Origin of the sequence: Stenotrophomonas maltophilia group sp. msm4 (assembly GCF_032025605.1) — a bacterium.
Taxonomy (GTDB): Bacteria; Pseudomonadota; Gammaproteobacteria; order Xanthomonadales; family Xanthomonadaceae; genus Stenotrophomonas; species Stenotrophomonas sepilia.
Genome location: NZ_JAVSKK010000002.1, coordinates 550,225 through 576,188, shown reverse-complemented (window position 1 = coordinate 576,188; position 25,964 = coordinate 550,225). Strand labels below are relative to the sequence as shown.

At 67.5% G+C, this 25,964-nt stretch carries 24 protein-coding genes and 1 pseudogene; 19 read left to right on the top strand and 6 right to left on the bottom strand.

The annotated features are described in order from the left end of the window. Window positions 1-94: 94 nt before the first annotated feature. Window positions 95-979, top strand: coding sequence for a LysR family transcriptional regulator (locus tag ROV93_RS11710; protein WP_072167901.1), 885 nt, complete (start codon window positions 95-97; stop codon window positions 977-979). 147 nt (window positions 980-1,126) lie between these two features. On the opposite strand, the gene pip is transcribed toward ROV93_RS11710, so the two are convergent. Then, window positions 1,127-2,068: a prolyl aminopeptidase gene (gene pip / locus ROV93_RS11705; RefSeq protein ID WP_072167900.1), complete on the bottom strand. Its 942-nt coding sequence runs from the start codon at window positions 2,066-2,068 to the stop codon at window positions 1,127-1,129. A gap of 48 nt (window positions 2,069-2,116) precedes the next feature. After that, window positions 2,117-2,974 carry a peptide chain release factor N(5)-glutamine methyltransferase gene (prmC, locus tag ROV93_RS11700; RefSeq protein WP_072167899.1) on the bottom strand — a complete coding sequence of 286 codons (858 nt, stop codon included), beginning with the start codon at window positions 2,972-2,974 and terminating at the stop codon, window positions 2,117-2,119. 355 nt (window positions 2,975-3,329) lie between these two features. On the opposite strand from prmC, the gene ahpC reads away from it, so the two are divergent. From ahpC to ROV93_RS11675, 5 genes are all read left to right on the top strand, one after another. Further along, entirely contained in the window at window positions 3,330-3,893 is a 564-nt protein-coding gene (gene ahpC / locus ROV93_RS11695; protein WP_005408159.1) for an alkyl hydroperoxide reductase subunit C, read from the top strand. 225 nt (window positions 3,894-4,118) lie between these two features. Beyond that, window positions 4,119-5,711, top strand: a complete 1,593-nt coding sequence (ahpF, locus tag ROV93_RS11690) for an alkyl hydroperoxide reductase subunit F (protein ID WP_072167898.1) — start codon at window positions 4,119-4,121, stop codon at window positions 5,709-5,711. Between the two features lie 85 nt (window positions 5,712-5,796). Continuing rightward, the gene (locus ROV93_RS11685; RefSeq protein WP_049414506.1) at window positions 5,797-6,759 is read left to right on the top strand and encodes a LysR substrate-binding domain-containing protein; all 963 of its coding nucleotides are present in this window, start codon (window positions 5,797-5,799) and stop codon (window positions 6,757-6,759) included. A 123-nt stretch (window positions 6,760-6,882) separates the two neighbouring features. Then, window positions 6,883-7,287, top strand: coding sequence for a nucleoside diphosphate kinase regulator (gene rnk, locus ROV93_RS11680; protein ID WP_049414505.1), 405 nt, complete (start codon window positions 6,883-6,885; stop codon window positions 7,285-7,287). A 50-nt stretch (window positions 7,288-7,337) separates the two neighbouring features. After that, window positions 7,338-8,294, top strand: coding sequence for a transaldolase (locus ROV93_RS11675; RefSeq protein ID WP_072167897.1), 957 nt, complete (start codon window positions 7,338-7,340; stop codon window positions 8,292-8,294). Between the two features lie 640 nt (window positions 8,295-8,934). On the opposite strand, the gene msrA is transcribed toward ROV93_RS11675, so the two are convergent. Both msrA and ROV93_RS11665 read right to left on the bottom strand, forming a co-directional pair. Beyond that, the gene (msrA, locus tag ROV93_RS11670; RefSeq protein WP_072167925.1) at window positions 8,935-9,600 is read right to left on the bottom strand and encodes a peptide-methionine (S)-S-oxide reductase MsrA; all 666 of its coding nucleotides are present in this window, start codon (window positions 9,598-9,600) and stop codon (window positions 8,935-8,937) included. A gap of 30 nt (window positions 9,601-9,630) precedes the next feature. Next, window positions 9,631-9,894 carry a DUF2007 domain-containing protein gene (locus ROV93_RS11665; RefSeq protein WP_005415362.1) on the bottom strand — a complete coding sequence of 88 codons (264 nt, stop codon included), beginning with the start codon at window positions 9,892-9,894 and terminating at the stop codon, window positions 9,631-9,633. Window positions 9,895-10,091: 197 nt separating this feature from the next. On the opposite strand from ROV93_RS11665, the gene ROV93_RS11660 reads away from it, so the two are divergent. The 6 genes from ROV93_RS11660 (at window position 10,092) to ROV93_RS11635 (ending at window position 15,480) form a co-directional block, all read left to right on the top strand. After that, window positions 10,092-11,840, top strand: a complete 1,749-nt coding sequence (locus ROV93_RS11660) for a glutamine--tRNA ligase/YqeY domain fusion protein (RefSeq protein ID WP_072167896.1) — start codon at window positions 10,092-10,094, stop codon at window positions 11,838-11,840. A gap of 43 nt (window positions 11,841-11,883) precedes the next feature. Next, on the top strand, window positions 11,884-12,537 hold the full coding sequence (locus ROV93_RS11655; protein WP_072167895.1) for a hypothetical protein: 654 nt from the start codon (window positions 11,884-11,886) through the stop codon (window positions 12,535-12,537). 48 nt (window positions 12,538-12,585) lie between these two features. Then, window positions 12,586-13,308 (top strand): DUF6348 family protein, encoded by a 723-nt coding sequence (locus ROV93_RS11650; protein ID WP_072167894.1) that lies wholly within the window; start codon window positions 12,586-12,588, stop codon window positions 13,306-13,308. A gap of 97 nt (window positions 13,309-13,405) precedes the next feature. After that, on the top strand, window positions 13,406-13,966 hold the full coding sequence (locus ROV93_RS11645) for a nucleoside deaminase (protein WP_005415358.1): 561 nt from the start codon (window positions 13,406-13,408) through the stop codon (window positions 13,964-13,966). Further along, entirely contained in the window at window positions 13,950-15,017 is a 1,068-nt protein-coding gene (gene rlmM, locus ROV93_RS11640; RefSeq protein ID WP_072167893.1) for a 23S rRNA (cytidine(2498)-2'-O)-methyltransferase RlmM, read from the top strand. The genes ROV93_RS11645 and rlmM overlap by 17 nt, the downstream gene beginning before the upstream one ends. A 64-nt stretch (window positions 15,018-15,081) precedes the next feature. Next, complete coding sequence (locus ROV93_RS11635) at window positions 15,082-15,480, top strand: hypothetical protein (protein WP_072167892.1); 399 nt, start codon at window positions 15,082-15,084, stop codon at window positions 15,478-15,480. Between the two features lie 174 nt (window positions 15,481-15,654). Here ROV93_RS11635 and ROV93_RS11630 read toward each other — a convergent pair whose 3' ends face one another. Together ROV93_RS11630 and ubiH are read right to left on the bottom strand one after the other, a co-directional pair. After that, entirely contained in the window at window positions 15,655-16,836 is a 1,182-nt protein-coding gene (locus ROV93_RS11630) for a UbiH/UbiF family hydroxylase (protein ID WP_072167891.1), read from the bottom strand. After that, on the bottom strand, window positions 16,833-18,041 hold the full coding sequence (ubiH, locus tag ROV93_RS11625; RefSeq protein WP_072167890.1) for a 2-octaprenyl-6-methoxyphenyl hydroxylase: 1,209 nt from the start codon (window positions 18,039-18,041) through the stop codon (window positions 16,833-16,835). Before ubiH ends, ROV93_RS11630 begins: the two co-directional genes overlap by 4 nt. A gap of 109 nt (window positions 18,042-18,150) precedes the next feature. Here ubiH and ROV93_RS11620 point away from each other — a divergent pair, with 109 nt between their 5' ends. The 7 genes and pseudogenes from ROV93_RS11620 (at window position 18,151) to rsmA (ending at window position 25,961) form a co-directional block, all read left to right on the top strand. Next, on the top strand, window positions 18,151-18,735 hold the full coding sequence (locus tag ROV93_RS11620) for a hypothetical protein (RefSeq protein ID WP_069139530.1): 585 nt from the start codon (window positions 18,151-18,153) through the stop codon (window positions 18,733-18,735). 8 nt (window positions 18,736-18,743) lie between these two features. Further along, the gene (locus tag ROV93_RS11615) at window positions 18,744-19,298 is read left to right on the top strand and encodes a cob(I)yrinic acid a,c-diamide adenosyltransferase (RefSeq protein ID WP_072167889.1); all 555 of its coding nucleotides are present in this window, start codon (window positions 18,744-18,746) and stop codon (window positions 19,296-19,298) included. Between the two features lie 9 nt (window positions 19,299-19,307). Beyond that, window positions 19,308-20,246: a histone deacetylase family protein gene (locus tag ROV93_RS11610; RefSeq protein ID WP_072167888.1), complete on the top strand. Its 939-nt coding sequence runs from the start codon at window positions 19,308-19,310 to the stop codon at window positions 20,244-20,246. Between the two features lie 89 nt (window positions 20,247-20,335). After that, window positions 20,336-22,837 carry an LPS-assembly protein LptD gene (lptD, locus tag ROV93_RS11605; RefSeq protein ID WP_312539866.1) on the top strand — a complete coding sequence of 834 codons (2,502 nt, stop codon included), beginning with the start codon at window positions 20,336-20,338 and terminating at the stop codon, window positions 22,835-22,837. Further along, window positions 22,834-24,162, top strand: a pseudogene (locus ROV93_RS11600) (peptidylprolyl isomerase); the annotation flags it as partial. The gene lptD and the pseudogene ROV93_RS11600, both read left to right, overlap by 4 nt. A gap of 18 nt (window positions 24,163-24,180) precedes the next feature. Then, entirely contained in the window at window positions 24,181-25,161 is a 981-nt protein-coding gene (gene pdxA, locus ROV93_RS11595; RefSeq protein WP_072167886.1) for a 4-hydroxythreonine-4-phosphate dehydrogenase PdxA, read from the top strand. Continuing rightward, window positions 25,158-25,961 carry a 16S rRNA (adenine(1518)-N(6)/adenine(1519)-N(6))-dimethyltransferase RsmA gene (rsmA, locus tag ROV93_RS11590; RefSeq protein ID WP_061478350.1) on the top strand — a complete coding sequence of 268 codons (804 nt, stop codon included), beginning with the start codon at window positions 25,158-25,160 and terminating at the stop codon, window positions 25,959-25,961. The genes pdxA and rsmA overlap by 4 nt, the downstream gene beginning before the upstream one ends. The last annotated feature ends 3 nt before the right edge of the window (window positions 25,962-25,964 follow it).

Genomic DNA, 25,964 nt, shown 5'->3' with positions numbered 1-25,964 from the left:
TGCTGTGGGGGAGCGCAGTCTCATTGATGCAGAGCTATCAATAAACCCCATTCCGTCCATATCTGTCATGATTTTCAGCATGAATGGAACCTCGATGGACCTCAATGCCGTGCGCATGCTGGTGCAGGTGGCCGAAGCACGCAGTTTCACCGTCGCCGCCGGGCAGCTGGGCCTGAGCCAGTCAGGCCTGTCGCGCGCGATCAGTCGGCTGGAGGCCACGCTGGGGGTGAAGCTGCTGCAGCGAAACACCCGCAACGTGGCACTGACCCCGGATGGTCGCCAGTTCGTCGATCAGGTCGCGCCCCTGCTGTGCGGTCTCGAAGACGCCGAACGCCAGTTGGCCGACCGTCCGTGCACGCCCTCGGGCACCCTGAAGATCAGTGCGCCCTCGATGTTCGGGCGCAAGGTGCTGGTACCGCTGCTGGGGCCGATGCTGCAGCAGCACCCACAACTGCAGGTGGAAGCCGTGCTCAACGACCGCCTGGTCGATCTGGTCGAGGAAGGCTTCGATGCCGCGCTGCGCACCGGCGTCATTGCCGACCAGCGCATCGTCGCGCGGCCACTGCGGCCGCTGCGCTGGGTGACGGTGGCCAGCCCGGACTACCTCGACCGCTGTGGCGCGCCCGACGATGTGGCCGCCTTGCGGGATCATGCCTGCCTGGCGGTGCGCAACCTGCGCAGTGGCCGGCTGGTGGACTGGCAGTTCCTGCAGGACGGCCAGCTTCACGACTTCACGCCACCGGCGCGGATGGTGTTCGACAGCGGCGATCCGCTGGTGGAAGCGGCGATCGCCGGCATCGGCATCGTGCAGGCTATGGATTTCGCGGTGGCCGACGCCTTGGCCGACGGCCGCCTGCTGCGCGTGCTGCAGCCGTTTGAAGGCCGCAGCCGCGCGCTGTCACTGATCTACCCACCGTCGCGCCAGCATTCGCCGAAGCTGCAGGTACTGGCCGACGCGTTGCTGGCTGGGGACTGGTAGCGCCGGCCGCTGGCCGGCGCCTGCAAATCCAGACGTTTCACGTGTGGACTGCGGTAGATCCACGCCATGCGTGGATGGGGTTGGCAGCGTCGGGCCATGCCCGGCGCTACCGGTGCGGCGTTGCCGGCCAGCGGCCGGCACTACCGGTCAGGCGAAGCTATCGGTGGCGCGCACCAGCGCGTCCACGTTCTCGGCCTCGAACGCCGAGTGGCCCGAGGCCGGGGTGATTTCCAGCTTCGCCTTCGGCCACACCTTGGTCAGATCCCAGGCATTGGCCAGCGGGCAGACGACGTCGTAGCGGCCGTGCACGATCACGCCCGGGATGTCGGCGATGCGGTGCGCGTCGCGCAGCAGCTGGTCTTCCACTTCGAAGAAGCCGCCGTTGACGAAGTAGTGGTTCTCGATGCGGGCAAACGCCAGCGCGAAATGCGGGTCTTCGTGGCTGTTGATGAAGTCATCGTCCACGTGCAGGAAGCTGGTCGCGCCTTCCCACACCGCCCACGCCTTGGCCGCTTCAAGGCGGGTGGTTTCGTCGTCGCTGGTCAGGCGGCGGTGGAAGGCCGAGATCAGGTCATGACGCTCCACCGACGGGATCGGCTTGAGGTAGTGCTCCCACGCATTCGGGAACAGGCGGTTGGCGCCTTCCTGGTAGAACCATTCCAGCTCCCAGCGACGCAGCATGAAGATGCCGCGCAGGACCAGTTCGGTCACGCGCTGCGGGTGGGTTTCGGCATAGGCCAGGGCCAGGGTCGAGCCCCAGCTGCCACCGAACACCTGCCAGCGATCGACCTTCAGGTGCTCGCGCAGCTTCTCGATATCGGCGACGAGGTCCCAGGTGGTGTTGTCCACCAAATCCGCGTGCGGGGTGGAACGGCCAGCACCGCGCTGGTCGAACAGGATGATGCGGTACTTGGATGGGTCGTGGAACTGGCGCATCTTGTCGCTGCAGCCGCCACCCGGGCCACCATGCAGCATCACCACCGGCTTGCCTTCCGGGTTGCCGCACTGTTCGAAGTACAGCGTGTGGCGGTCGTCGACCTTCAGGGTGCCGACGTCGTAGGGGGTGATGGCGGGGTACAGCGTACGCATGCTTGCAGCTCCAGGGTGATGCCCTGCCGGGGCAGGAGAACCTCCATTCTAGGCCGGACGCCGGCCCAGGGTGATGCGGTCGCGCTGCTCCAGGTCCTGCACGGTCTGCACCTCGGCAAATCCCGTCGCCTCGAACAGTGCCCGGATCGCGGCGCCCTGGTCCCAACCGTGCTCGATCAGCAACCAACCGCCGGGCCGCAGGTGGGCCTGGCCACCCTCGACGATGCGGCGGATGTCATCCAGGCCGTCCATGCCCGAGGCCAGCGCGGTAGACGGTTCGAAGCGCAGGTCGCCCTGTTCCAGGTGCGGGTCGTTGCTGGCGATGTACGGCGGATTGCTGGCGATCAGGTCGAAGCGCACGCCCTGCAGCGGCCCATACCAGTCGTGCCCGCCCTCGGCGAAACGGACGTTGTCCAGTTCATGGCGGGCGGCATTGCGCGCGGCCACGGCCAGCGCGCCCGGGCTGGCATCGGTGGCCAGCACCTGTGCCCGGGGCCGTTCGCTGGCCAGTGCCAGTGCGATCGCACCGCTGCCGGTACCGAGGTCGGCCAGCTGCAACGCCTGGTCCGGCGGCAGTCGCTCCAGCGCCAACTCGACCAGCAGCTCGGTTTCCGGGCGCGGGATCAGCGTGGCCGGGTCGACCTCCAGGTCCAGCGTCCAGAAACCGCGGCGCCCGGTCAGGTAGGCAACCGGCTCACCGGCCACACGGCGAGCCAGCAAGGCTTCGAAGGCGGCCTGGTCATTGGCGGCCAGCGGATCGGTGGCATGGGCGAACAGCCAGCTGCGCGGGCGGTCCAGTACATGCAGCAGCAGCAGTTCGGCTTCGTGGCGGGCGTCGACACCGCCCAAGCGGGCACTGGCGTCGGCTACGACCTGACGCAGAGTGGGTTCGGGTTGGAAAGACATGCCTCAATTGTAGAGCCGAGCCGATGCTCGGCTGCTGCTGGAACAGCCGAGCATCGGCTCGGCTCTACAGATCCACCTTCGAGCATGGCTCGACGCTACAAAAAAGCTGGAATCCGTTCAGGTTTCGCCAGAGGGTATAAGGAGGGGCTATCAGCCCTCTTCTCACATCCCGGGCGATTTTCCTTGCCACACAAGCAGTTACAGGATAGGAGCGGCACGGTTCAGTGCCTACTCATGGCAATTTGATAGACTCCATCTATCAAATAGATGCAATCAATGGATTGTTCTTATCGCGAGCGAATGGGTAACCTAGCTCCTGTCGATTCACCCACTCCCCTTCACCAGAGGAAAAATGATGTCCCTCATCAATACCCAGATCCAGCCGTTCGAAGCCAACGCCTACCACAACGGCGAGTTCATCAAGGTTTCCGACGCCAGCCTGAAGGGCCAGTGGTCCGTCCTGATCTTCATGCCGGCCGCCTTCACCTTCAACTGCCCGACCGAGATCGAAGACGCCGCTGACCACTACGCCGAGTTCAAGAAGGCCGGCGCCGAGGTCTACATCGTCACCACCGACACCCACTTCTCGCACAAGGTGTGGCACGAAACCTCGCCGGCCGTCGGCAAGGCCCAGTTCCCGCTGGTCGGCGACCCGACCCACCAGCTGACCAACGCCTTCGGCGTGCACATTCCGGAAGAAGGCCTGGCCCTGCGCGGCACCTTCATCATCAACCCGGAAGGCGTGATCAAGACCCTGGAGATCCACTCCAACGAGATCGCCCGTGACGTGTCCGAGACCCTGCGCAAGCTGAAGGCTGCCCAGTTCACCGCCGCCAACCCGAACCAGGTCTGCCCGGCCAAGTGGAAGGAAGGCGAGAAGACCCTGACCCCTTCGCTGGACCTGGTCGGCAAGATCTAAGGCAGTACCGGCCTGCCGTGGCCCCACGCCACGGCGCGCCCTTCATCCCCGTGCCGGTCCCCCCGCCGGCGTGGGGGTGAACCCAAGACAGCCAACGCGCGCCAGCTTTGGCCAGCCAGCCCCTTCCACGGTCGCTGTCTTGGGTTCACCCCTACCCCCTGCTGGTCCGCTACCTTCTACAGCGGTGCCACGCCCCCTGTTTGCCTGAAGCCAGGAGATGACCCGATGTTGGACGCCAACCTGCAGTCGCAGCTGAAGACCTATCTGGAGCGCGTGACCCGCCCGATCCAGATCACCGCGCACGCCGACGACGGCGCCAAGTCGCAGGAAATGCTGGAACTGCTGCAGACCCTGGAAAGCCTGTCGGACAAGATCACGCTGCAGGTCCTGCGCGATGGCCAGGGCCGCGTGCCGTCCTTCGACCTGGGCACGCCGGGCCAGGACATCCACCTGACCTTCGCCGGCCTGCCGATGGGCCACGAGTTCACCTCGCTGGTGCTCGCCCTGCTGCAGGTCGGCGGCCACCCGTCCAAGGCCACCGCCGAGCTGATCGAGCAGGTGCAGAACCTGGAAGGCGAGTACAGGTTCGAAACCTACTTCTCGCTGTCCTGCCAGAACTGCCCGGACGTGGTGCAGGCGCTGAACCTGGCCGCGGTGCTCAACCCGCGCATCCAGCACGTGGCCATCGATGGCGCCCTGTTCCAGGACGAAGTCGAGAAGCGCGAGATCATGTCGGTGCCGACCGTGTACCTCAACGGTGAAGTGTTCGACCAGGGCCGCATGACCCTGGAGCAGATCGTGGCCAAGCTGGACACCAATGCCAGCAAGCGCGATGCCGAGAAGATCGCCGCCAAGGACGCCTTCGACGTGCTGGTGGTGGGCGGTGGCCCGGCCGGTGCTGCAGCGGCGATCTACGCCGCGCGCAAGGGCATCCGTACCGGCATCGCCGCCGAGCGTTTCGGTGGCCAGGTGCTGGACACGATGGCCATCGAGAACTTCATCTCGGTGAAGGAGACCGAAGGCCCGAAGCTGGCCACGGCGCTGGAGCAGCACGTGCGCGAGTACGAGGTGGACATCATGAACCTGCAGCGCGCCAGTGCGCTGGTGCCGGCCGGCGAAGACGGCCTGGTGCATGTGCAGCTGGAGAACGGCGCGGTGCTGAAGTCGCGTTCGGTGATCCTGTCCACCGGCGCGCGCTGGCGGCAGATGAACGTGCCGGGCGAGGACCAGTACCGCAACAAGGGCGTGGCCTACTGCCCGCACTGCGATGGTCCACTGTTCAAGGGCAAGCGCGTGGCGGTGATCGGCGGCGGCAACTCCGGTGTGGAAGCGGCCATCGACCTGGCCGGCATCGTGTCGCATGTAACCCTGCTGGAGTTCGATTCCAGCCTGCGTGCCGACGAAGTGCTGCAGAAGAAGCTGCGCAGCCTGGGCAACGTCACCGTGCTGACCAGCGCACAGACCACCGAAGTGCTCGGCGACGGCAGCAAGGTCACCGGCCTGGTCTACAAGGACCGCATCGGCGGCGATGCCCACCGTGTCGAGCTGGAAGGCATCTTCGTGCAGATCGGCCTGCTGCCCAACACCGAGTGGCTGAAGGATGTGGTGGCGCTGTCGCCGCGCGGCGAGATCGTCATCGACGACCGCGGCCAGACCAACCTGCCGGGTGTGTTTGCTGCTGGCGATTGCACGACGGTGCCCTACAAGCAGATCATCATCGCCATGGGCGCCGGCTCGACCGCCGCGCTGAGTGCGTTCGACCACCTGATCCGCTCGTCGGTGAGCAACAGCAGCGGTGCCGTTGCTGAAGCGGCCTGATCCACCGTTCCCAGATCACCGGGAACATTGTCTGCCTGTCGGGTAACCACGCCGTCAGCCGGTCCGTTACCCCTGGGGTGTAAGGATGAACCTACGTGATCTGAAGTACCTGGTAGCCCTGGCCGACCACAAGCATTTCGGCCGGGCTGCCGCGTCCTGCTTTGTCAGCCAGCCGACGTTGTCCACGCAGATCCGCAAGCTGGAGGAAGAGCTCGGCCTGCCGCTGGTGGAACGCGCACCGCGCAAGGTGATGCTGACCCCGGCCGGCCAGGAAGCAGCCGCACGGGCGCGGGTGATCGTGTCCGAAGTGGAACAGCTGAAGGAAGCGGCGCGACGCAGCCGCGATCCGGAAGCCGGCACGGTGCGCCTGGGAATCTTCCCGACCCTCGGCCCGTACCTGCTGCCGCATGTGATCCCGCGCATCCGCGAGCGCTTCCCGGAGCTGGAACTGCTGCTGGTCGAGGAAAAGAGCGATGTGCTGCTGGACCGCCTGCGCGAAGGCAAGCTCGACGCTGCATTGCTGGCGCTGCCGGTGATCGACGACCAGCTGCATGCCGAGTTCCTGTTCGAGGAACCGTTCCTGCTGGCCGTCTCCGGTCGCCACCCGCTGGCTCGTCGCGAGCACCTGGACGTGCAGGAACTGGCCACGCAGAAGCTGCTGCTGCTGGAGGACGGCCATTGCCTGCGCGACCAGGCGCTGGAAGTCTGCCGCCTGTTCGGCGCCAACGAGAAGTCCGAGTTCCGCGCCACCAGCCTGGAAACGCTGCGGCAGATGGTCGCCGCCGACGTCGGCATCACCCTGCTGCCGAGTCTGTCGGTGCAGCCGCCAGTGCCGCGCTCGAACAACATCCGCCTGCTCGACTTCACCGGCGAAGGCCGTCCCAGCCGCCGCATCGCCATGATCTGGCGCCGCAGCTCGGCCATGAACGACTTCCTGATGGACCTGGCCGACCAGTTCAAGCGCCTGCCGCAGGCGCTGTTCACGCTGGAGGCGCTCGATGCCGGCAGCGATGCACCGGCCCTGCCCGGCCCGGCGCTGAACGGCTGAACCCCTGCAGCACCGGCCCGGAATCGGCAGGTGTCGATTCCGGCCGCATTTGTCCCCACAATACAGACAGGCGGCGCCAGCAGGTGCCGCCTTTTGCATGGCTTTCAACCAAGGAGCGTCACCATGAACACCGCCAGCGGCCTGCCGCCGTCGATCACCGTTTCTACCTTCGACATGGACCGCCTGGACGCCATGCTCGAATCTCCCGCGCTGAGCCAGACGCCTGCCGCGCTCGCGCTTGCTGAAGAGCTCAACCGGGCCACCGTGCTGGCACCGGACCAGATTCCCGAAGGCATCGTCATGATGCATTCGCGCGTGGAGTGCGAAGATGAAGTGTCGGGCGAAAAGCACGTCCTGACCCTGGTCTTCCCCCGCGAAGCCAACGTCGATGAAGGCAAGGTTTCCGTGCTGGCCCCGGTCGGCAGTGCCCTGCTCGGCCTTTCGATCGGCCAGAGCATCGACTGGACCGCGCCCGGCGGCCGCAAGCTGCGCCTGCGCGTGACCGCGGTCCACAACGACCGCCCCTGATTACCGCTGCGCACCGCGCGCGATTCGATCCCCCTGTCCCAGGAGCCGTAATGAGTACCCCGTCCAAACTGTCCCAGCTGCGCGAACTGTCCGTGGTTGTTGCCGATACCGGTGACTACGAGGCGATCAAGCGCCTGCAGCCGGTGGACTGCACCACCAACCCGACCCTGGTGAAGAAGGCGCTGGACCTGCCGGTCTACGCCGAGCTGATCGAACGCGAACTGGCCTGGGGCCGCCAGCAGACGGGCGACCGCGAAGCCGTGGTGCACGCCGTGGCCGACCGCCTGACCATCGGCGTCGGCGCGCTGCTGAGCACGCTGGTGCCGGGCCGGGTGTCCACCGAAGTGGATGCCGACCTGGCTCACGACACCGCTGCCACCGTGGCCAAGGCCCGCCAGTTCATCCAGATGTACGCCGATGCCGGCGTGCCGCGCGAGAAGATCCTGATCAAGATCGCCGCGACCTGGGAAGGCGTGGAAGCCGCGCGCATCCTGCAGGCCGAGGGTATCGACTGCAACCTGACGCTGATCTTCAACCCGACCCAGGCGCTGGCCTGCAGCGAAGCCGGGGCGTTCCTGATCTCGCCGTTCGTCGGCCGCATCCTGGACTGGTACGTGGCCAACGGCCAGGCCCCGGCCACCATCGATGAAGACCCGGGCGTGAAGTTCGTGCGCGGCGTCTATGCCGAATTCAAGCGTCGCGGTTCGCCGACAGTGGTGATGGGCGCCTCGTTCCGTTCGACCGCGCAGATCGAAGCACTGGCCGGCTGCGACCGCCTGACGATTTCGCCGGACCTGCTGGAGAAGCTGGACGCCGACCACGGCGAGCTGCCGCGCAAGCTGGTGGCCGGTGCCGCCGATGGCGCGGCGGTGACGCCGATCGATGCGGCGAAGTTCGCGGCGGACCTGGCGGCCGATCCGATGGCCACCGAGAAGCTGGCGACCGGCATCGATGCGTTTGCCAAGGATCTGGAAGCACTGCGCGAGCGGATCCGCGCGGCACTGTGAGGATTCCGGCCAACGGCTGAGCCCCTCGTGGCGGGGGGCTCAGAGCAAAAGTCGTGCTGGGTCGGGCGGGTTGGGTTCGCGGGAGACGCCGTGAATCCATCCCTGGAGGCTTGGCCGCCGCTTGCTCGTGTGCGCTGTCCTGCGCACACGGCAAGACCGGGGTTGGGCGTCCTGCCCAACCCGCCCGAGGCATGCCTCGGGCCCATGCGGCTCACGCCCCTGCACGGCCTACCCACCCCGCCTTCGACAGTTTCCTGCGGCCGCCCGCCACGGAAGAAGGAAAGAAGAGCAACAGCGGGTCGCGCGCTTCGCTTGCTTGGAGCGGAGCATGGCTCCGCTCTACAGAAAGCACTGCAGGATCAAACAAAAAGGACGCGGCAAACGCCGCGTCCTTTTTGTTTTTCTTCAGTTCGTCAGTAACCCATGCTCTTGCCCACCGTCACCGGGAAACTGTCGAAGGTGGGACGGGGGCGGCTGGCAGGACCGTTGGCGCCATGGATGGCGCCATCGAGCCCCCATGGCCGGGTTCACGGCGTGTCCTGCCAGCCGCCCCCGTCCCGCCCAACCATCAGCGACCCAGAGCCGCTTTGGCTGTTGATGTTGATTTTGACGTTGCCCGCCGCAGGCGGACCACCGCGCGTCAGCGCGGCGCCTCCACATCCAACCCGATCGGGCAGCTCACGCCGGTGCCGCCGATGCCGCAGTAGCCGTTCGGATTCTTCGCCAGGTACTGCTGGTGGTAGTCCTCGGCGTAGTAGTACGCCGGTGCCGGGTACACGATCTCGGTGGTGATCGGGCCGTAGCCGGCCGCAGCCAGCTGCGTCTGGTAGGCCTCGCGGCTGGCCAGCGCGGCCCTGTACTGGGCCTCGTCGGTGGCATGGATCGCCGAGCGGTACTGGGTGCCGGTGTCGTTGCCCTGACGCATGCCCTGGGTTGGATCGTGGCTTTCCCAGAACAGCTGCAGCAGCCGCTCCAGGCTCACCACCGCCGGGTCGAACACCACCTGTACCACTTCGGTGTGGCCGGTCAGGCCCGAGCAGACCTCTTCATAGGTCGGGTTCGGCGTGATGCCGCCTGCATAGCCGACCGAGGTGCTGTACACGCCCGGCTCGGTCCAGAACTTGCGCTCGGCGCCCCAGAAGCAGCCCAGCGCGAAGCGGATCTGCTGCAGGCCGGCGAAACGGTCCTTCAGCGGATGGCTGTTCACGAAGTGCTGGTTGCTGTGCAGCGGCAGTGGTTGGTCACGCCCCGGTAGCGCCTCTTCCGGGCGCGGCAGGCGCTGCTTGAAGGCGCCGATGCCGAGGATGCCCTGGCCAATTCCCAACATGATGCGCTCCTACGCCGGAAGGCCGGCAATGTCGTCTGCATCGGAAATGGGGTCGGACGGGGCCTGGCCCAAGTCCAGCGCCGCTACGATGTCCTCGGCCTGCGGCCGCGCCGCATCGGGGATGCCGACCCGCAACACGCCAAACAGCGGCAGCTCGCCCATCCCTCCCAGCAACTGCTCTCCGAACACGAACGCGGGGATACCGGCGTCTTCCAGGGCGTGCTTGACCAGATGGGCGTCGAACAGGTTGTCGGCCTTGTACACGATGTGCATGTGGCGGCTCCTCGGGGCAAGGGTCCAGCATACGCCTGGGGGCTGAATGGTGGAGAGGGCGGGATCCGAGAGTTGCCGGCCAGCGGCCGGCACTACCGGAAGACGCCTGGTAGTGCCGGCCGCTGGCCGGCAACCCCGGCAGTTCTGCCCGGTACGCGCTAGACTGTTGGTCTTTCTGCCTTTCTTTTCGCCGACTCATGTCCGAGCACACCCCCGCCAGCCCCGAGACCCCCGCCGACAGCCACGAGAAGCGCGATTTCATCCGCCAGATCGTGCGCGAGGACCTGGCCAGCGGAAAGCACCAGGCGATCAAGACCCGCTTCCCGCCGGAGCCGAACGGCTACCTGCACATCGGTCATGCCAAGTCGATCTGCCTAAACTTCGGCATCGCCGGCGAGTTCAGCGGCGTCTGCAACCTGCGCTTCGACGACACCAACCCGGCCAAGGAAGATCCGGAATACGTGGCCGCGATCCAGGACGACGTGCGCTGGCTGGGCTTTGAGTGGAACGAGCTGCGCCATGCTTCGGACTACTTCCAGGCCTATTACCTGGCCGCCGAGAAGCTGATCGAACAGGGCAAGGCCTATGTCTGCGACCTGTCGGCCGAAGAAGTGCGCGCCTACCGCGGCACCCTGACCGAGCCGGGCCGTCCGTCGCCATGGCGCGACCGCAGCGTCGAGGAAAACCTCGACCTGTTCCGCCGCATGCGCGCCGGTGAATTCCCGGATGGCGCGCGCACCCTGCGCGCGAAGATCGACATGGCCAGCGGCAACATCAACCTGCGCGATCCTGCGCTGTACCGCATCAAGCACGTCGAGCACCAGAACACCGGCAACGCGTGGCCAATCTACCCGATGTACGACTTCGCCCATGCGCTGGGTGATTCGATCGAGGGCATCACCCACTCGCTGTGCACGCTGGAATTCGAAGACCACCGCCCGCTGTACGACTGGTGCGTGGACAACGTCGATTTCGCCCATGACCACGCGCTGACCCAGCCGCTGGTCGATGCCGGGCTGCCACGCGAAGCGGCCAAGCCGCGCCAGATCGAGTTCTCGCGCCTGAACATCAACTACACGGTGATGAGCAAGCGCAAGCTGATGGCGCTGGTCACCGAACAGCTGGTGGACGGCTGGGAAGACCCGCGCATGCCGACCCTGCAGGGCCTGCGCCGCCGTGGCTACACCCCGGCCGCGATGCGCCTGTTCGCCGAGCGCGTGGGCATCAGCAAGCAGAATTCGCTGATCGACTTCAGCGTGCTGGAAGGCGCACTGCGCGAGGACCTCGACAGCGCCGCACCACGCCGCATGGCGGTGGTCGATCCGGTCAAGCTGGTGCTGACCAACCTTCCGGAAGGCCACGAAGAACTGCTGACCTTCAGCAACCACCCGAAGGACGAGAGCTTCGGCAGCCGCGAAGTTCCGTTCGCCCGCGAAGTGTGGATCGATCGCGAGGACTTCGCCGAAGTGCCGCCGAAGGGCTGGAAGCGCCTGGTACCGGGCGGCGAAGTGCGCCTGCGTGGCGCCGGCATCATCCGCTGCGACGAAGTGATCAAGGATGCCGACGGCACCATCATCGAACTGCGCGGCTGGCTCGATCCGGAATCGCGTCCGGGCATGGAAGGCGCCAACCGCAAGGTCAAGGGCACCATCCACTGGGTCAGCGCCGTGCACGGCGTGCCGGCCGAGATCCGCCTGTACGACCGCCTGTTCTCGGTGCCGAACCCGGACGACGAATCGGAAGGCAAGACCTACCGCGACTACCTGAACCCGGAGTCGCGCCGTACCGTCACCGGCTATGTCGAGCCGGCCGCAGCCAGCGCCGCACCGGAGCAGTCGTTCCAGTTCGAGCGCACCGGCTATTTCGTCGCCGACCGCCGCGATCACACCGAAGCCAAGCCGGTGTTCAACCGCAGCGTGACCCTGCGCGACACCTGGTCGGCCTGAGGACCTGCGCGGGCGCCGGGATGGCGCCCGCACACTCCCGACGATGATCACCGCCCTGTCCGCCCTGCTCTGGTTCATCTCGCAGCATCCGCTGCTGACGTTCTTTGCAGCAATGGTGTTGGCCGGGCTGGTCTCGTGGTGGCGGCGTTCGCCGGTCTACGCCATCGTGGTGTTTCCGCTGGCGATGCTCAACATCTTCCTCGGCAGCTTCCTCAACGCCACTTTCCTCAATGCGGTGGGCGAGCGCGGTGAAGCCGTGATCGTGAAGGCCGAGGAAACCAATTCCACGCTCAACGAACAGTACATCTGGCGTTACGAAGCGGTGTTGCGCACCGCCGAGGGCCGCGACGTGGAGGTGGTGTTCCATACCAACACCGCCTCGCTGTGGCCGCTGGAGAACGCCATCCGTATCCCCGCGCAGGACCAGCCGTTCGTCGTGAAGTACACGCCGGGCTTCCCACGCAACTTCGTCATCCTCACCAACGAATCGCCGCACGGCATCGCGCAAGCCCGTGCCAGCGCGCGCGAGCGGGTGGAGGTGGCGGCGCGCAAGCTGCACTTCAGCCCGGGCAATGCCGGTTTCCGCGCGGACTATCGCCGCGAGCTGGAAAGCTGGCTGCGCGACCACGGCAACGACCCGCAGCAGCAGTCCGACGCGCAGCGCTATCGCGCCGAACTTGACGCGCTCGACCGCTAGCACCAGGCCCGGCCTGGATGCTCCACCCGATCCATCCACAGGCCCGACATGACCACGACGTCCACCGCCCTCCTCCCACTGCTGCAGCAGGCGCTGCAGGACGTCAGCGTCGCCAGCCGCATCGACGGCAACGCGCTGCTGCTGGACAGCGGACTGCGCCTGACCCCGCATGCGATGGCCGCATACGCGCGCGACAACGGCGGCTGGCAGACCTCCACCGTCATCGAAAGCCAGCATCCGCTGCTGTTCGCTGACGGCCTGTTCGAGTACCAGCACGCCAACGGTACCGATGAACAGGCATCGCTGCTGGCCGGCTTCCAGGCCTGGGCACGGGTGGACCTAGTGACCCTGCAGACCGCGATCGGCGCCGAAGACGCACAGGGCCTGCCGATGATGGGTCTGACCTATCCGGCCGGCGATGACGGCCAGGAACACGAACGCACCGTGGTGCTGGGTCCGCTGGCGCATTACCGCGAGCACGAGGTGGACGCCAGCACCTGCAGCGAGGACGACCATGGGTCCTGTCCGTGCTGCCTGTTCACCAGGAGCATGGACGCCTTCGACGAACTGCTGAAAGCGCGCCCATTCCTGGCCATCCGCCTGTTCGCCTCGCGCGATGCCGATGGCCTGTGCGAGGCCGATTGCCGGGTCAATGGCCACGACTTCGCCGCTGCCCTGCCATTGCTGCGCGCGTATGCCGCCAGCTGGCCGCAGGCCGGGCTGGAGTTCCGCAAGCAGTACGTGGTGATCCGCACCGGCTCGCCCGGCTGACCCACCGCCACACCCGATACAGGCCGGTGCGGCTACACTGCGCGCCGGTTTCCCAAGCAACCGCACCTTCTTCCATTCCCTACGAGGCACCCCCGCGATGCTGTACGCGCAAGTCCACCTGACCCTTCCCGCCTGGATCCACGACCAGATCGACCTGGATCGTCGATATCCGGGCGATGAGGCCAAGGTCGCGCTGGCGATCGAGCTGTCGCGGTTGAACGTCGAGCACGCCAGTGGCGGCCCGTTCGGCGCCGTGGTGTTCGGCCCGGATGACAAGGTGATCGCCGCCGGCGTGAACCGGGTGATGCCGCACGCCACTTCGCTGGCGCATGCCGAGAACATGGCCTACATGCTGGCCCAGCAGCGCCTGCAGACCCCGCGCCTGAACGCGGTGCTGTCGCCGGTCACCCTAGCCACCAGTTCGCAGCCATGCTGCCAGTGCTACGGCGCCACCGTATGGGCGGGCATCGACCGCCTGCTGATCGGTGCCAGTGCAGCCGATGTCGAAGAACTGACTCCGTTTGACGAAGGCCCGCTGCCGGCCGACTGGGTCGGCGAGCTCAACAAGCGTGGCATCGAAGTGGTGCAGGGCCTGAACCGCGACGCCGCGCGCAGCGTGCTGCGTGCCTATGGGGAAAGCGATGGCGCCCGTTACTGAAACCGGCATCGGCCTGCTGTGCCTGTGCCGGCAGGGTTTCGAGCCCGAGCTGGCAGGCGAACTGCAGTTCCGTGCCGGCGAAGCCGGTTTCGCCGGTTATGCGCGCACCCAGCGCAATGACGGCTACGTGCTGTTCATGTGCGACGAGGCCGCGGCGCTGGCACCGCGCCTGCGCTGGCGCGAACTGATCTTCGCGCGGCAGAAGCTGGTTGTGCTCGCTGAGCTGCCACAGCTGGATCCGGCCGACCGCATCACGCCGATGCTGGAGGTGCTGGCCGATGCGCCGCGCTTCGGCGACCTGTGGTTGGAGCATCCCGATTCCGACGCTGGCAAGCCGTTGTCCGGGCTGGCGCGTGCCTTCGGCAACGCGCTGCGCCCGGCGCTGCGCAAGGCCGGCAAGCTCAGCGACAAGCCGAACACCCGCCTGCCGCGCCTGCATGTGGTGTTCGTCGACGGTACCCACGCCTTCGTCTGCGTGGCCGACCCGGCCGACAGCGCGCCGTGGGCACTGGGCATTCCGCGCCTGAAGCTGCTGCCCGAAGCGCCTTCGCGTTCGGCGCTGAAGCTGGACGAAGCGCTGCTGACCCTGCTGACGCCGGAAGAACGCGAGACGCTGGCCAAGCCCGGCATGCGCGCGGCCGACCTTGGCGCCGCCCCAGGTGGCTGGACCTGGGTGCTCACCCGGCAGCACATGCACGTGCTGAGCATCGACAATGGCCCGCTGCGCCAGCACGTGCTGGACACCGGCCTGGTCGAGCACCTGCGCGCCGATGGCTTCCACTGGCATCCGGAACAACCGTTGGACTGGATGGTCTGCGACATGGTCGAGCAGCCGCGCCGCGTCGCCGAACGCATGGCCACCTGGTTCCGCGAGGGCTGGTGCAGGCATGCGATCTTCAATCTGAAGCTGCCGATGAAGAAGCGCTGGGACGAGACCCGGCTGTGCCTGGACCTGTTCCAGGACCAGGCCGGCAAGCCGCTGGTGGTGCGCGCCAAGCAGCTCTATCACGATCGTGAAGAGATCACCGTGCTGGCCTCGCCGCTGCGCTGATCCGTCATCGGCGGCACAGGTTGCCGGGAGTACGCTCCCGGTACCCTCTGGCAAGGAGCCTGTCATGAACCTTCCCCGTTCCGCCGTGCTGGTGGCCACCCTGCTGGCTTCGGTACCGGCGATGGCCCAGCATGGTCCGTCCACCCCTGCGCAGAGCCAGCCGCTGGGCCCGACCGGCGGCGCCATCCGTCAGCAGCCCCTGGATGCCGGCCGCGTCACCGGCAGCGTCGATATTCCGCAGCCGGCCGGCGAGGCACAGGTGACCGTGCGCTCGCTGGAACCCAGCAGCGTGGTTGGCCAGTACCGCATCCGCTTCAGCGACCTTGACGTGAATGGCGACGGTTTCATCAGCCGCGAGGAAGCACAGGCCAACCCGGCGCTGGCCGATGAGTTCAATGCGTTGGACGTGAAGCGTCGCGGCAAGCTGGATCGTGCAGACCTGGCCGGTTGGCTGGTGGATTGAAAAAGGGGACGGAGGGGATTAAGTCGTATGTGCACATACGACTTAATCCCCTCCGTCCCCTTTTTTGATCACCGACGGCGCGCGCACGATCCGCTATCGGTAGGTGCCAAAGCGGCGTCCCGTGGTTGGTAACACGCCAGCGACGCCCGTCGCGTCGTGCGGTCTGAATTCCGGTCAGACGCCGGCGGCGCGCTTCCAGAACGCCTGCACCAGCGGCGGCCATCGGCCGACGCAGCCCAGCGCACGGCCCCGGGCCAGGGTCAGGTGCATTTCGTCGTTGGAGAACAGGCGGTTGATCGCATCGAAGCTATAGGCGGCGATGTGGTTGTCGCTCCGCCGTTCACGTGCCCAGCGCTGCAGGCGCTGCGGCGACAGCCGCGGTTGGCCGCGGCGCTCTGCCGAGGGTGCCAGCCACTGCTGCAGGGCGGCGACATCACGCAGCCCCAGGTTCACGCCCTGCCCGGCCAGCGGATGCACCACATGCGCCGCGTCACCCAACGCCAGCACACGACCGGCCACGTAGTGACGGGCCAGCTGGCGGCGCAGCGGGAATGCCGCACGCGATGAGGCCAACCGCAGCTCACCCAGGCGTGCCGCGAAGGCGCGGGTCAGTTCGCGGTTGAAGCTGTCCTCGTCCAGCGCCAGAACACGCGCCGCCTCGTCCTCGGGCAGGGTCCAGACGATCGAGCTGCGGCGTTCGGCCACCGGCAACAACGCCAGCGGCCCGCTTGGCAGAAAGCGCTGCCAGGCCGTGGCCTGATTGGGAAGATCGCTGTCCACGTAGGCCACCACGCCGCGCTGGTGGTAGTCATGCTTTTCAACCTCGATCCCGGCCAGCTGGCGCAGGGTCGATTCGGCACCGTCGGCGGCCACCGCCAACGCCGCTTCCAGGCGGCGCCCGTCATCCAGGCGCAGGCGCACGCCGTCCTCCTCCTGCTCAAGCGCGTCCACTCGTGCCGGGCAGTGCAGCTGCACACCCGCCGCCGGCAGCGCCGACCACAGACGGTCCTGCAGCAGCCCGTTCTCGACGATGTAGCCCAGTTCGCGACGGCCGAAGCGATCGGCGTCGAACAGCAGATCCTCGCCACCGGCCGCGTCCCACACCTGCATTCGCCGATAGGGCCATGCACGGGCCTGCGCGATCGCCGGCCACACGCCCAGGCGGTTCAGCAGCTGTACGTTGTCGGCAGCGAAGGCGAACACGCGCAGGTCCGGCTGTGCGGCCTGCCACGGCGCCGGTTCGCGACCTTCCACCAGCGCCACCGACAGGCCAGCATCAGCCAGCGCCAGCGCACAGGCGGCACCGACCACGCCACCGCCGACGATGGCCACATCAAGACGCGCGCGCCGGCTCATGCCGCTTCTCCACGGCACAGCCGCGGTACCTCGCCGCGGAAGCCCATCGCACCACCGACCAGCATCGATTGCACCGAGGCGCGCTGCGCGGCCACCAGGCCGAGGCTGCGCAGCGGCCGCATCAGCGGCGCCGGGTTGCTGGTCAGGCGCGCCAGCCCGCCGGAGAACGCCACCGTCTGCCGGCGGTCCTCTTCGCGGCGCGCGACATAGGCCTGCAGCAGTGCATCGCTGCCGGCATCCTCATGCGCATCCTCCAGCAGTTCGGCCAGGGTCAGCGCATCGCGCAGGCCCAGGTTGAAGCCCTGCGCACCCAGCGGATGGATGGTCTGCGCGGCATTGCCGAGCAGCACCGTGCGCTCTCCGGCCAGCGCGCGCGCCAGCACCTGGATGAGCGGATACGCACTGCGCGGGCCGGATTCGAGCAGCCGGCCTGCGCGCCAGCCGATCGCGTTCTGCAGGCGTTGCAGCCAAGCCGCATCGTCCAGCGCCATCACCGCATCGGCCTGGTCGCGCGCCACACCGTGCACGGTGCCGAAGTGGCGATCACCACGCGGCAGCAGGGCGGTCGGGCCGGTATCGGTGAAGCGCTCCCAGGCGGTGCCGTCCGGCGCGCGCTGGCTGCGCACGCGGGCCACGAACAGGGTCTGCTGGAAATCATGGCGGTCGACCTCGATGCCGAGCGCGCCGCGCACGCCACTGGTCGTGCCATCGGCCCCTACCACCAGCCGGGCCAGCAGCAGGCGCTCGCCGGTCTCTTCGGCCACCCGCACCTGGCGGTAGCCGTCGACCACCTCGCCCAGGCCCAGGAAACGCATCGGCCGGTATCGCCGCAGCCGCGGCAGCTCCTGCAGGCGCGCTTCCAGCGCCTGGCCGAAGTCCCGCGCCACCACCACCTGGCCGAACCACGGCCGGTCGTAGTCGGAAGCCTCCAGCTGCACCCGGCCGAAATCGCCGGCGCGGCTGACGTGGATGCGGCGGATCGGGCCCGGCGCCATCGCCAGCTTCTGCATGACCCCCAGCGCGGTCAGCGCATTGACCGTGGCAGCGGCAAAACTGAGGTTGCGCTGGTCGAATACCGCCGGCAGCTCGCCGGCCGGGCTGGCCTCGAGCAGGCCCACATCGCGGCCCAGGCGGTCCAGGGCGATGGCCAGGCTGGCACCGACCAGGCCACCACCGACGATCAGCACGTCATGTCGTTCACTCATGATGTTCATGATACGCGCTCGCCCTGCCCGAACACCCAACATCACCCGACCTGCGCCAACCGGCGCGGCGGGCTAGAATGAAACCTGAATCCGCTCCGGGCCCGCTGCCATGTCCGCCACCGCCAACCGCGCCTTCGTCCTGTCCGTCCTTGTGCTGTTGCTGGCGGCGACCCGGGTCAACCACTTCGCGGCGATCCCCGATGCCTCCTGGGCGGTGTTCTTCATCGGTGGCTTCTACCTGGCCACGTGGACACGCTGGGCGTTTCCGCTGTTGATGGTGTTCGCCGTGCTGGTGGACTGGATCGTGATCCGCAGCAGCGGCCTGGATTTCTGGCAGCACTACTGCGTGTCGCCGGGTTACTGGCTGCTGCTGCCGGCATACTTCTCGCTGTGGGCCGGCGGCATGCTGCTGGGCCGCAACTACCAGGGCGCACGCTGGCCGGTGCTGGCCAAGGGTACGCTGCTGCTGGTGGCCTCGGTGGCGGTCTGCCACCTGCTGGCGCAGGGCGGTTTCTACTGGACCACCCGCAACGTGGCCGAGCCGACGCTGGCCGGCTGGGCGCAGAACTACGCACAATGGTTCGGCCCCTACCTGCGCACCACCGCGATCTACGTGGCGCTGGCGGCGGCATTGCAGCTGGCCGTGGAGCAGGTACTGAAGCTCCAGCAGGCCCGCCGCGACATCCGGCACTGAGCCGCGCCATGGGTCATCGCCTCTCGCGCATCTATACCCGCACCGGCGACGACGGCAGTACCGGCCTCGGCGACGGCCAGCGCGTCGGCAAGGACGACGCCCGGGTGGCGTCCTACGGCACCGTCGATGAAGCCAACGCTGCGCTTGGCCTGCTGCTTGCCACCGCGCTGCCCGAGGATGTCCGCGCGCTGGTGGTGCATCTGCAGCACCAACTGTTCGACCTGGGTGCCGAGCTGTGCATCCCCGGCCACGCCGCCATCCACGCCGCCGATGTCTCGGCACTGGAACAGCAGCTGGACCACTACAACGCCAACCTGCCGATGTTGAAGGAGTTCATCCTGCCGGCCGGTGGCGAGGCCGCCGCACGCTGCCACCTGGCCCGCACCATCGTCCGCCGCGCCGAGCGCGAGACGGTCACCCTGGCCCGCCACGAAGCCGTGCGCAGCGAGGCGTTGCAGTACCTCAACCGGCTGTCGGACCTGTTGTTCGTGCTGGCCCGCGTACTGGCCCGCGCCGACGGCCATGGCGAAGCGCTGTGGCAGCCACAGCAGCGCCAGCGCTGAGCCGGCACGATGCTGGTCTTCACCCATCCGTCCTGCCTGCTGCATGACCCCGGCCCTGGCCATCCGGAGTGCCCGCAACGCCTGCAGCATGTGCTCGATGCCCTGCACACCGCGTTCCCCGGCCAGCTGGACTGGCGCGAGGCGCCGCCGGCCAAGTTCGGCGAACTGACCCGGGTCCACGACAGCGTCCTGCTCGACTTCGTGCTGCAGCCGCAGACCGCGCCGCTGCGCCAGCTGGACATGGACACCTGGACCTCGCCGGGCTCGGCCAGTGCCGCCGTGCACGCCGCCGGCGCCGGGGTGGCGGCGGTCGATGCAGTGATGCTGGGCGAGGACCCGCTGGCGTTCTGCGCGGTGCGGCCCCCGGGCCACCACGCTACCAGCAGCACGGCGATGGGCTTCTGCCTGCTCAACAACATCGCCATCGCCGCCGCCTATGCCCGTGACCGCCATGGGCTGGAGCGGATCGCGGTGGTCGATTTCGATGTCCACCATGGCAACGGCACCCAGGACATCTTCCAGCACGACGCCCGGGTCTCCTACTACAGCACCCACCAGGCCGGGCTGTTCCCCAATTCGGGCCTGCGCCGCGACCGCGGTGCCGGCAACCTGATGAACATCCTGCTGCCCCCCGGCAGTGGCGGTTTCCGCTTCCGCAACGTGTGGGCCGACGAGATGCTGCCGGCCATCGACGACTTCCGCCCGCAGCTGCTGCTGATCTCGGCCGGCTTCGATGCCCACCTGCGCGACCCGCAGGCCGACCTGATGCTTGAAACCGACGATTTCGCCTGGATCACCCGGGAACTGCATGCGCTGGCGCGCCGCCATGCGGCCGGCCGGGTGGTCTCGATGCTGGAAGGCGGCTATGACCTGCAGGCCCTTGCCGAGTGCAGCGTGGCCCATGTCCGGGCCCTGCTGCTGCCCCCTCCCGGCAGCATCTCCGGATGAACCCGAGCCGGCAGGCTCCGGCGTCCTTCATTGCCCCTATGCAAGGGATGGGGCAAGCTACCGTCCGTTTTCGCCCGAATCCGAACCGCGTGCGCCGAGCCCTCCGCCTGCTTCCCCTGCCTCTGAGCATCGCCATCTGCCTGCCGGCAATGGCCGATGAAAAGCCGCTCAACTGGGGCCTGTGCCCGGCTACCGACGTGATTCCCGCGTTCACCGATGCCCCCACCCCGGTCCCGGGGCAGGACAAGGCCGCCGCCAGCGCTGCGCGCGAGCAGCAGCCGACCGACATCGAGGGTGACCAGCTGCTGGGCACGACCACCGTGCCGCAGTACGAAGGCAACGTGGCCCTGCGCCGCGGCGACCAGTTCGTCGGCACCGACAAGCTCAGCTTCGATACCGAGAGCGGCAACTACATCGCCGACGGCAATGTCCGCTACCAGGACTCCTCGATCCGCATGGTCGCCAAGCGCGCCGAGGGCAACCAGGAAAGCGACACCCACAAGATCACCGACATCAAGTACCAGCTGGTGTCGCGCCGCGGCAACGGCGATGCCGAGTCGGTCGACCTGCAGGGCGCGGTCGGCCAGATGCACCGCTCCACCTACACCACCTGCGACCCGTCACAGCCGGTGTGGAAACTGTCGGCGCCGCAGATCGAAGTGGACAACGACGAGGGCTTCGGCACCGCCCGCAACGCCGTGCTGCGGATCGGCAAGGTACCGGTGCTGTGGGCGCCGTACTTCAAGTTCCCGATCGACGACCGCCGCAAGACCGGCCTGCTGTTCCCGCAGCTGGGCATGTCCGGGCGCAACGGATTCGACTACGCACAGCCGATCTACTTCAACCTGGCGCCGAACTACGACGACACGTTGACCCCGCGCTACATGAGCCGGCGCGGCCTGATGCTCGACAACGAGTTCCGCTATCTCTACAACGGCGGCCGCGGTGAACTGCTGACCGCGTTCATGCCCAACGACAAGCTGCGCGACCGCGACCGCGGCCGGGTGATGTTCAGCGGTTACCACAACGTGGACAGCCACTGGCAGGCCCGCGCCAACCTGGCCTGGGTCAGCGACGAGCGCTATGTCGAGGACTTCGCCAACCGCCTGGTCGGGGTGACTGCCTCGAACCTGCAGAGCACCGTGGGCCTGTACGGCACCGGCCGGAACTGGACGGCCGGCATCATGGCCGACCGCTGGCAGCTGACCGACTACACGCTCGATGAAGGCGCGCTGCCGTACAACCGCCAGCCGCGCCTGTACCTCAACTGGGACAAGCCGGTCCTGCCGTGGCTGGAAACCGGCATCTACGCCGAAGCCGTGCGCTTCACCCACGACGACATCAACTTCAAGTACGGCGCCGATGCGGGGCCCGACCTGCAGTACACGCGCAACGGTCGCCGGAAGACCGAGGGCTTGAATGTGAGCGGCGGCTCGCGTCTGGACGTGAAGCCGTACGTGTCGTTCCCGATCAGCGGCGCGGCCTGGTACATCACGCCGACCCTGGCCTACCGCTATACCGCCTACCAGCTGGATCGCGGCCTGGCCGACGGCGTGGACGGTATCCGTGGCCAGATCCTGCGTTCGCAGGGCATCGACCCGAACACCGCCACACCGGAACAGCTGCGCGGCAACACCTCGCCCAGCCGCAGCCTGCCGATCGGCAGCATCGACGCCGGCCTGTTCTTCGACCGCGAGACCCGTATCGGCGGCAAGTCCTTCCTGCAGACCCTGGAACCGCGCCTGTTCTACCTGCGCACGCCGTACCGCAACCAGGACGAGCTGCCGATCTTCGATACGCGTGACTTCACCTTCAGCTGGGGCCAGCTGTTCCGCGACTCGCGCTATACCGGCGCCGACCGCCAGAACGATGCCAACCAGCTGACCCTGGCACTGAGTACCCGGTTCATCGACCAGACCACCGGCAAGGAACGGTTCTCGGCTTCGATCGGCCAGATCCAGTATTTCGACGAGTCGCGGGTGACCGTCACTCCGGGCGGCGCGCCGGTGGAAAAGGGCAAGTCGGCGTGGATCGCCGACGGCAACTACATGATCAACGACCGCTGGACCCTGGGTGCCACCTACCAGTGGGACCCGAAGTACAAGCGCGAGGATCTGGCCAGCGTCCGTGCCCGCTACCTGATGCCCAACGATGGCGTGATCAACCTGAGCTACCGCTACCGCATCAACTCGGGCGCCCCGGCCACCGCCAACAAGCACGACCGTACCCCGCTGGAACAGGCCGACCTGTCGTTCCTGTACCCGCTGAATGCGCGCTGGAGCCTGGTCGGTCGCTACTACTACTCGCTGCAGGACAAGGAACCGCTGGAAATCATCGCCGGCGTCCAGTGGGACAGCTGCTGCCTGGCCGTGCGTGCGGTCGCCCGCCGTTACGTCCGCAACCGCGAAGGCGAGATGAACAACGCCATCCAGCTGGAGTTCGTGCTCAAGGGCCTGAGCTCCCTGGGGCAGGACACGGACCGTACCCTGCGCCGTGCTATCCTCGGCTACAACCGCGACGACCTCTATCTCGTGCCGCCGAGCAACACCGGGGCGACCCGGGATGACTACGATCCGAACCTGATCCCATGACCAAGCGCTTCCCCGTTCTTCTCGCCTCGCTGCTGGCGGTGTCCAGCGTGTCCGCCCCCCTGCAGGTGCTTGCCCAGGAGGCGCAGCCGCTTGACCGCATCGCTGCCGTCGTCGATGAGGACGTGATCCTGCAGAGCGAGCTCCAGCGTGCGATCGCCAACATCAAGGCGCAGTACGCTGGCCGCGAAAACCAGCTGCCGCCGGAAGACGTGCTCAGCCGCCAGGTGCTCGAACGCCTGGTGCTGGTCAAGCTGCAGGTGGCCCGCGCCCAGGGCAGCGGCATCCGTGTCAGCGACCAGGAGCTGAACCAGGCGATGAACGCCATTGCCCAGCAGAACGGTTCGAACCTGGACGCGCTGCGCCAGCGCCTGGCCCATGACGGTATCGATTTCAACGATTTCCGTGCGTCGGTGCGTGACGAGATCACCGTGCAGCGCCTGCGCCAGAGCTTCGCGCAGAGCCGCATCAGCGTCAGCGAGGGTGAAGTCGACGCCGCGCTGAAGCAGCAGGCCACGGTAGGCAACCAGTACCACCTGGCGCACATCCTGATCGCCCTGCCCGACGGTGCCAACGCCGACCAGATCGCCACCGGCCAGAAGAAGGCCGATGGCGTGAAGGCCCTGCTGGACAAGGGCGAGCTGGACTTCAACGCGGCGGCCGTGCGCTATTCGGACAGCCCGAACGCACTGGAAGGCGGCGATCTGGGCTGGCGCAGCCTGGATGAAATCCCGCAGGCCTTTGCCCAGTTGATGGAAAAGATGAAGCCGGGCGAGGTGGTCGGCCCGATCCGCGGCCCGAGCGGCTTCCAGCTGCTGAAGCTGGTGGAAGTGCGTGACAGCAGTTCCGCCGCCGGTGAGCAGACGGTCACCGAGTACCACGGCCGCCACATCCTGGTCCGCGTGGACGACAACCAGACCGATGCCGCTGCCAAGGCCAAGATCGATACCCTGCGCGCCCGCATTGCTGGCGGCGCCGACTTCCAGACCGTTGCCAGGGAGTCCTCCGAGGACAACAACAGCAAGGGCCAGGGCGGTGATCTCGGCTGGTTCCCGGCTGACGCGTTCGGTCCGGCCTTCGGCCAGCAGGTGAGTGGCCTGCAGGATGGTGGCGTCAGCCAGCCGTTCCGCACCGACGCCGGTTGGCACATCGTGCAGCGCGTGGCGACCCGCCAGACCGACGTGACCACCGACAACCAGCGTGCCCAGGTCCGCGAGACCATCGGCCGTCGCAAGCTGGAAGACGAGTACAACCGCTTCCTGCAGGAACTGCGTGGCGAAGCCTACGTCAGTTTCCGCAGCGGCGACCGCGCGGAAAACACCGCCACTCCGCCGCAGTCCTGACCGATGCGCCCCGAGCTCGCTCTGGTACCGGGCGAGCCCGCCGGGATCGGCCCGGAGCTGTGTGTCCGCCTCGTCCAGCAGCCGCGTGAAGATTGCCGGCTGCTGGCCTTCGCCGACCCGGACACCCTGCGCGTGGCCGCGGCCGCGCTGAACCTGCCCCTGCAACTGCTGCCCGAGGACGCCGAAGCACGCGTCCCGGGCGATCTGCGCCTGCGCGCCGTCCGCAACGCGGCGCCCAGCCACTTCGGCCAGGCCGATCCGGCCAATGCCAGCGCGGTCATCGGTGCCCTGCTCGGCGCCGGCCAGGCCTGCCTGTCCGGTGAGCTGCACGGTGTGGTGACCGGCCCGGTACACAAGGCGGTCATCAACGAAGGCGGCATTGCCTACAGTGGTACCACTGAACTGCTGGCCGACCAGGCCGGAGTGAAGGTGGTGATGATGCTGGCCAATCACATTGTCCGCGTGGCCCTGGCCACCACCCACCTGCCGCTGCGCGAGGTGGCCGATGCGATCACCGCGCCCAGCCTGGAACATACCCTGCGTACGGTGCATGCCGCGCTGCGCCGCGAGTTCGGCCTGCCTGCGCCGCGCATCGCGGTGCTCGGGCTGAACCCGCATGCCGGCGAAGACGGCCATCTGGGACGCGAGGAACTGGACCTGGTCATCCCCCTGCTGCAGCGCCTGCGCGCGGAGGGCATGGACCTCGTCGGCCCGCTGCCGGCCGACACCGCCTTCCTGCCGGCCAAGCTGGCCGGCTTCGACACCGTGCTGGCGATGTACCACGACCAGGGCCTGCCGGTGCTGAAGTATTCCGGCTTCGAGCAGGCGGTGAACCTGACCCTGGGCCTGCCCTACCCGCGCGTGGCGGTCGACCATGGCACCGCGCTGGACCTGGCCGGCCGCGGCATCGCCGATCCTTCCAGCCTGCAGGCGGCAACGACGCTGTGTGCGCAGCTGGCGCGGCAACGTACACTGAGCGCATGAATTCCCCGCATTCCCCCTCCGGCCCGGTGTTCACCGCACCGGCCAAGAAGCAGCTTGGCCAGCATTTCCTGGCCGATCGCCACTACATCGACAAGATCGTGATGGCGGTCAATCCGAAAGATGGTGACCGCCTGGTTGAAATTGGTCCAGGCCAGGGCGCCATCACCCTGCCGCTGCTGCGCGTGCACCCGAAGCTGACGGTGATCGAGTTCGACCGCGACCTGATCGCGCCGCTGACCGCCGCCGCCGAGCCGCTGGGCGAGCTGACCATCGTCCACCGCGACGTGCTGCGCGTGGACTTCACCGAACTGGCCGACGGCCAGCCGATCCGCCTGGTCGGCAACCTGCCCTACAACATCTCCTCACCGATCCTGTTCCATGCGCTGGAGCATGCCGCGGTGATCCGCGATATGCACTTCATGCTGCAGAAGGAAGTGGTCGACCGCATGGCGGCTGGCCCCGGGAGCAAGGTGTATGGCCGCCTCAGCGTGATGCTGCAGGCCTACTGCCAGGTGACCTCCCTGTTCGTGGTGCCGCCGGGCGCGTTCCGGCCGCCGCCGAAGGTCGATTCCGCCGTGGTGCGGCTGGTGCCGCGTGACCCGGCCTCGATCAGCATCAACGACCACACGCGCTTCGCCGAGGTGGTGAAGGCCGCCTTCGGGCAGCGCCGCAAGACGCTGCGCAATGCCCTGAACAATGTAGTGTCCGCCGAGCAGTTCATCGCTGCCGGCGTGCGTCCCGATGCCCGCGCCGAACAGCTGGACGTGGCCGAATTCATCGCTTTGGCCAATGCCTCCTGATTA

What these genes read in the sequence shown, in the direction of transcription:
- ROV93_RS11675 (WP_072167897.1), top strand. Translation starts at nt 7,338, where the DNA reads ATGAGTACCCCGTCCAAACTGTCCCAGCTGCGCGAACTGTCCGTGGTT.
- ahpC (WP_005408159.1), top strand. Translation starts at nt 3,330, where the DNA reads ATGTCCCTCATCAATACCCAGATCCAGCCGTTCGAAGCCAACGCCTAC.
- ROV93_RS11685 (WP_049414506.1), top strand. Translation starts at nt 5,797, where the DNA reads ATGAACCTACGTGATCTGAAGTACCTGGTAGCCCTGGCCGACCACAAG.
- ROV93_RS11645 (WP_005415358.1), top strand. Translation starts at nt 13,406, where the DNA reads ATGCTGTACGCGCAAGTCCACCTGACCCTTCCCGCCTGGATCCACGAC.
- rlmM (WP_072167893.1), top strand. Translation starts at nt 13,950, where the DNA reads ATGGCGCCCGTTACTGAAACCGGCATCGGCCTGCTGTGCCTGTGCCGG.
- rnk (WP_049414505.1), top strand. Translation starts at nt 6,883, where the DNA reads ATGAACACCGCCAGCGGCCTGCCGCCGTCGATCACCGTTTCTACCTTC.
- pdxA (WP_072167886.1), top strand. Translation starts at nt 24,181, where the DNA reads ATGCGCCCCGAGCTCGCTCTGGTACCGGGCGAGCCCGCCGGGATCGGC.
- ROV93_RS11710 (WP_072167901.1), top strand. Translation starts at nt 95, where the DNA reads ATGGACCTCAATGCCGTGCGCATGCTGGTGCAGGTGGCCGAAGCACGC.
- rsmA (WP_061478350.1), top strand. Translation starts at nt 25,158, where the DNA reads ATGAATTCCCCGCATTCCCCCTCCGGCCCGGTGTTCACCGCACCGGCC.
- ROV93_RS11610 (WP_072167888.1), top strand. Translation starts at nt 19,308, where the DNA reads ATGCTGGTCTTCACCCATCCGTCCTGCCTGCTGCATGACCCCGGCCCT.
- ROV93_RS11660 (WP_072167896.1), top strand. Translation starts at nt 10,092, where the DNA reads ATGTCCGAGCACACCCCCGCCAGCCCCGAGACCCCCGCCGACAGCCAC.
- pip (WP_072167900.1), bottom strand. Translation starts at nt 2,068, where the DNA reads ATGCGTACGCTGTACCCCGCCATCACCCCCTACGACGTCGGCACCCTG.
- prmC (WP_072167899.1), bottom strand. Translation starts at nt 2,974, where the DNA reads ATGTCTTTCCAACCCGAACCCACTCTGCGTCAGGTCGTAGCCGACGCC.
- ROV93_RS11635 (WP_072167892.1), top strand. Translation starts at nt 15,082, where the DNA reads ATGAACCTTCCCCGTTCCGCCGTGCTGGTGGCCACCCTGCTGGCTTCG.
- ROV93_RS11665 (WP_005415362.1), bottom strand. Translation starts at nt 9,894, where the DNA reads ATGCACATCGTGTACAAGGCCGACAACCTGTTCGACGCCCATCTGGTC.
- ROV93_RS11650 (WP_072167894.1), top strand. Translation starts at nt 12,586, where the DNA reads ATGACCACGACGTCCACCGCCCTCCTCCCACTGCTGCAGCAGGCGCTG.
- ahpF (WP_072167898.1), top strand. Translation starts at nt 4,119, where the DNA reads ATGTTGGACGCCAACCTGCAGTCGCAGCTGAAGACCTATCTGGAGCGC.
- ROV93_RS11655 (WP_072167895.1), top strand. Translation starts at nt 11,884, where the DNA reads ATGATCACCGCCCTGTCCGCCCTGCTCTGGTTCATCTCGCAGCATCCG.
- ubiH (WP_072167890.1), bottom strand. Translation starts at nt 18,041, where the DNA reads ATGAGTGAACGACATGACGTGCTGATCGTCGGTGGTGGCCTGGTCGGT.
- ROV93_RS11630 (WP_072167891.1), bottom strand. Translation starts at nt 16,836, where the DNA reads ATGAGCCGGCGCGCGCGTCTTGATGTGGCCATCGTCGGCGGTGGCGTG.
- ROV93_RS11615 (WP_072167889.1), top strand. Translation starts at nt 18,744, where the DNA reads ATGGGTCATCGCCTCTCGCGCATCTATACCCGCACCGGCGACGACGGC.
- ROV93_RS11620 (WP_069139530.1), top strand. Translation starts at nt 18,151, where the DNA reads ATGTCCGCCACCGCCAACCGCGCCTTCGTCCTGTCCGTCCTTGTGCTG.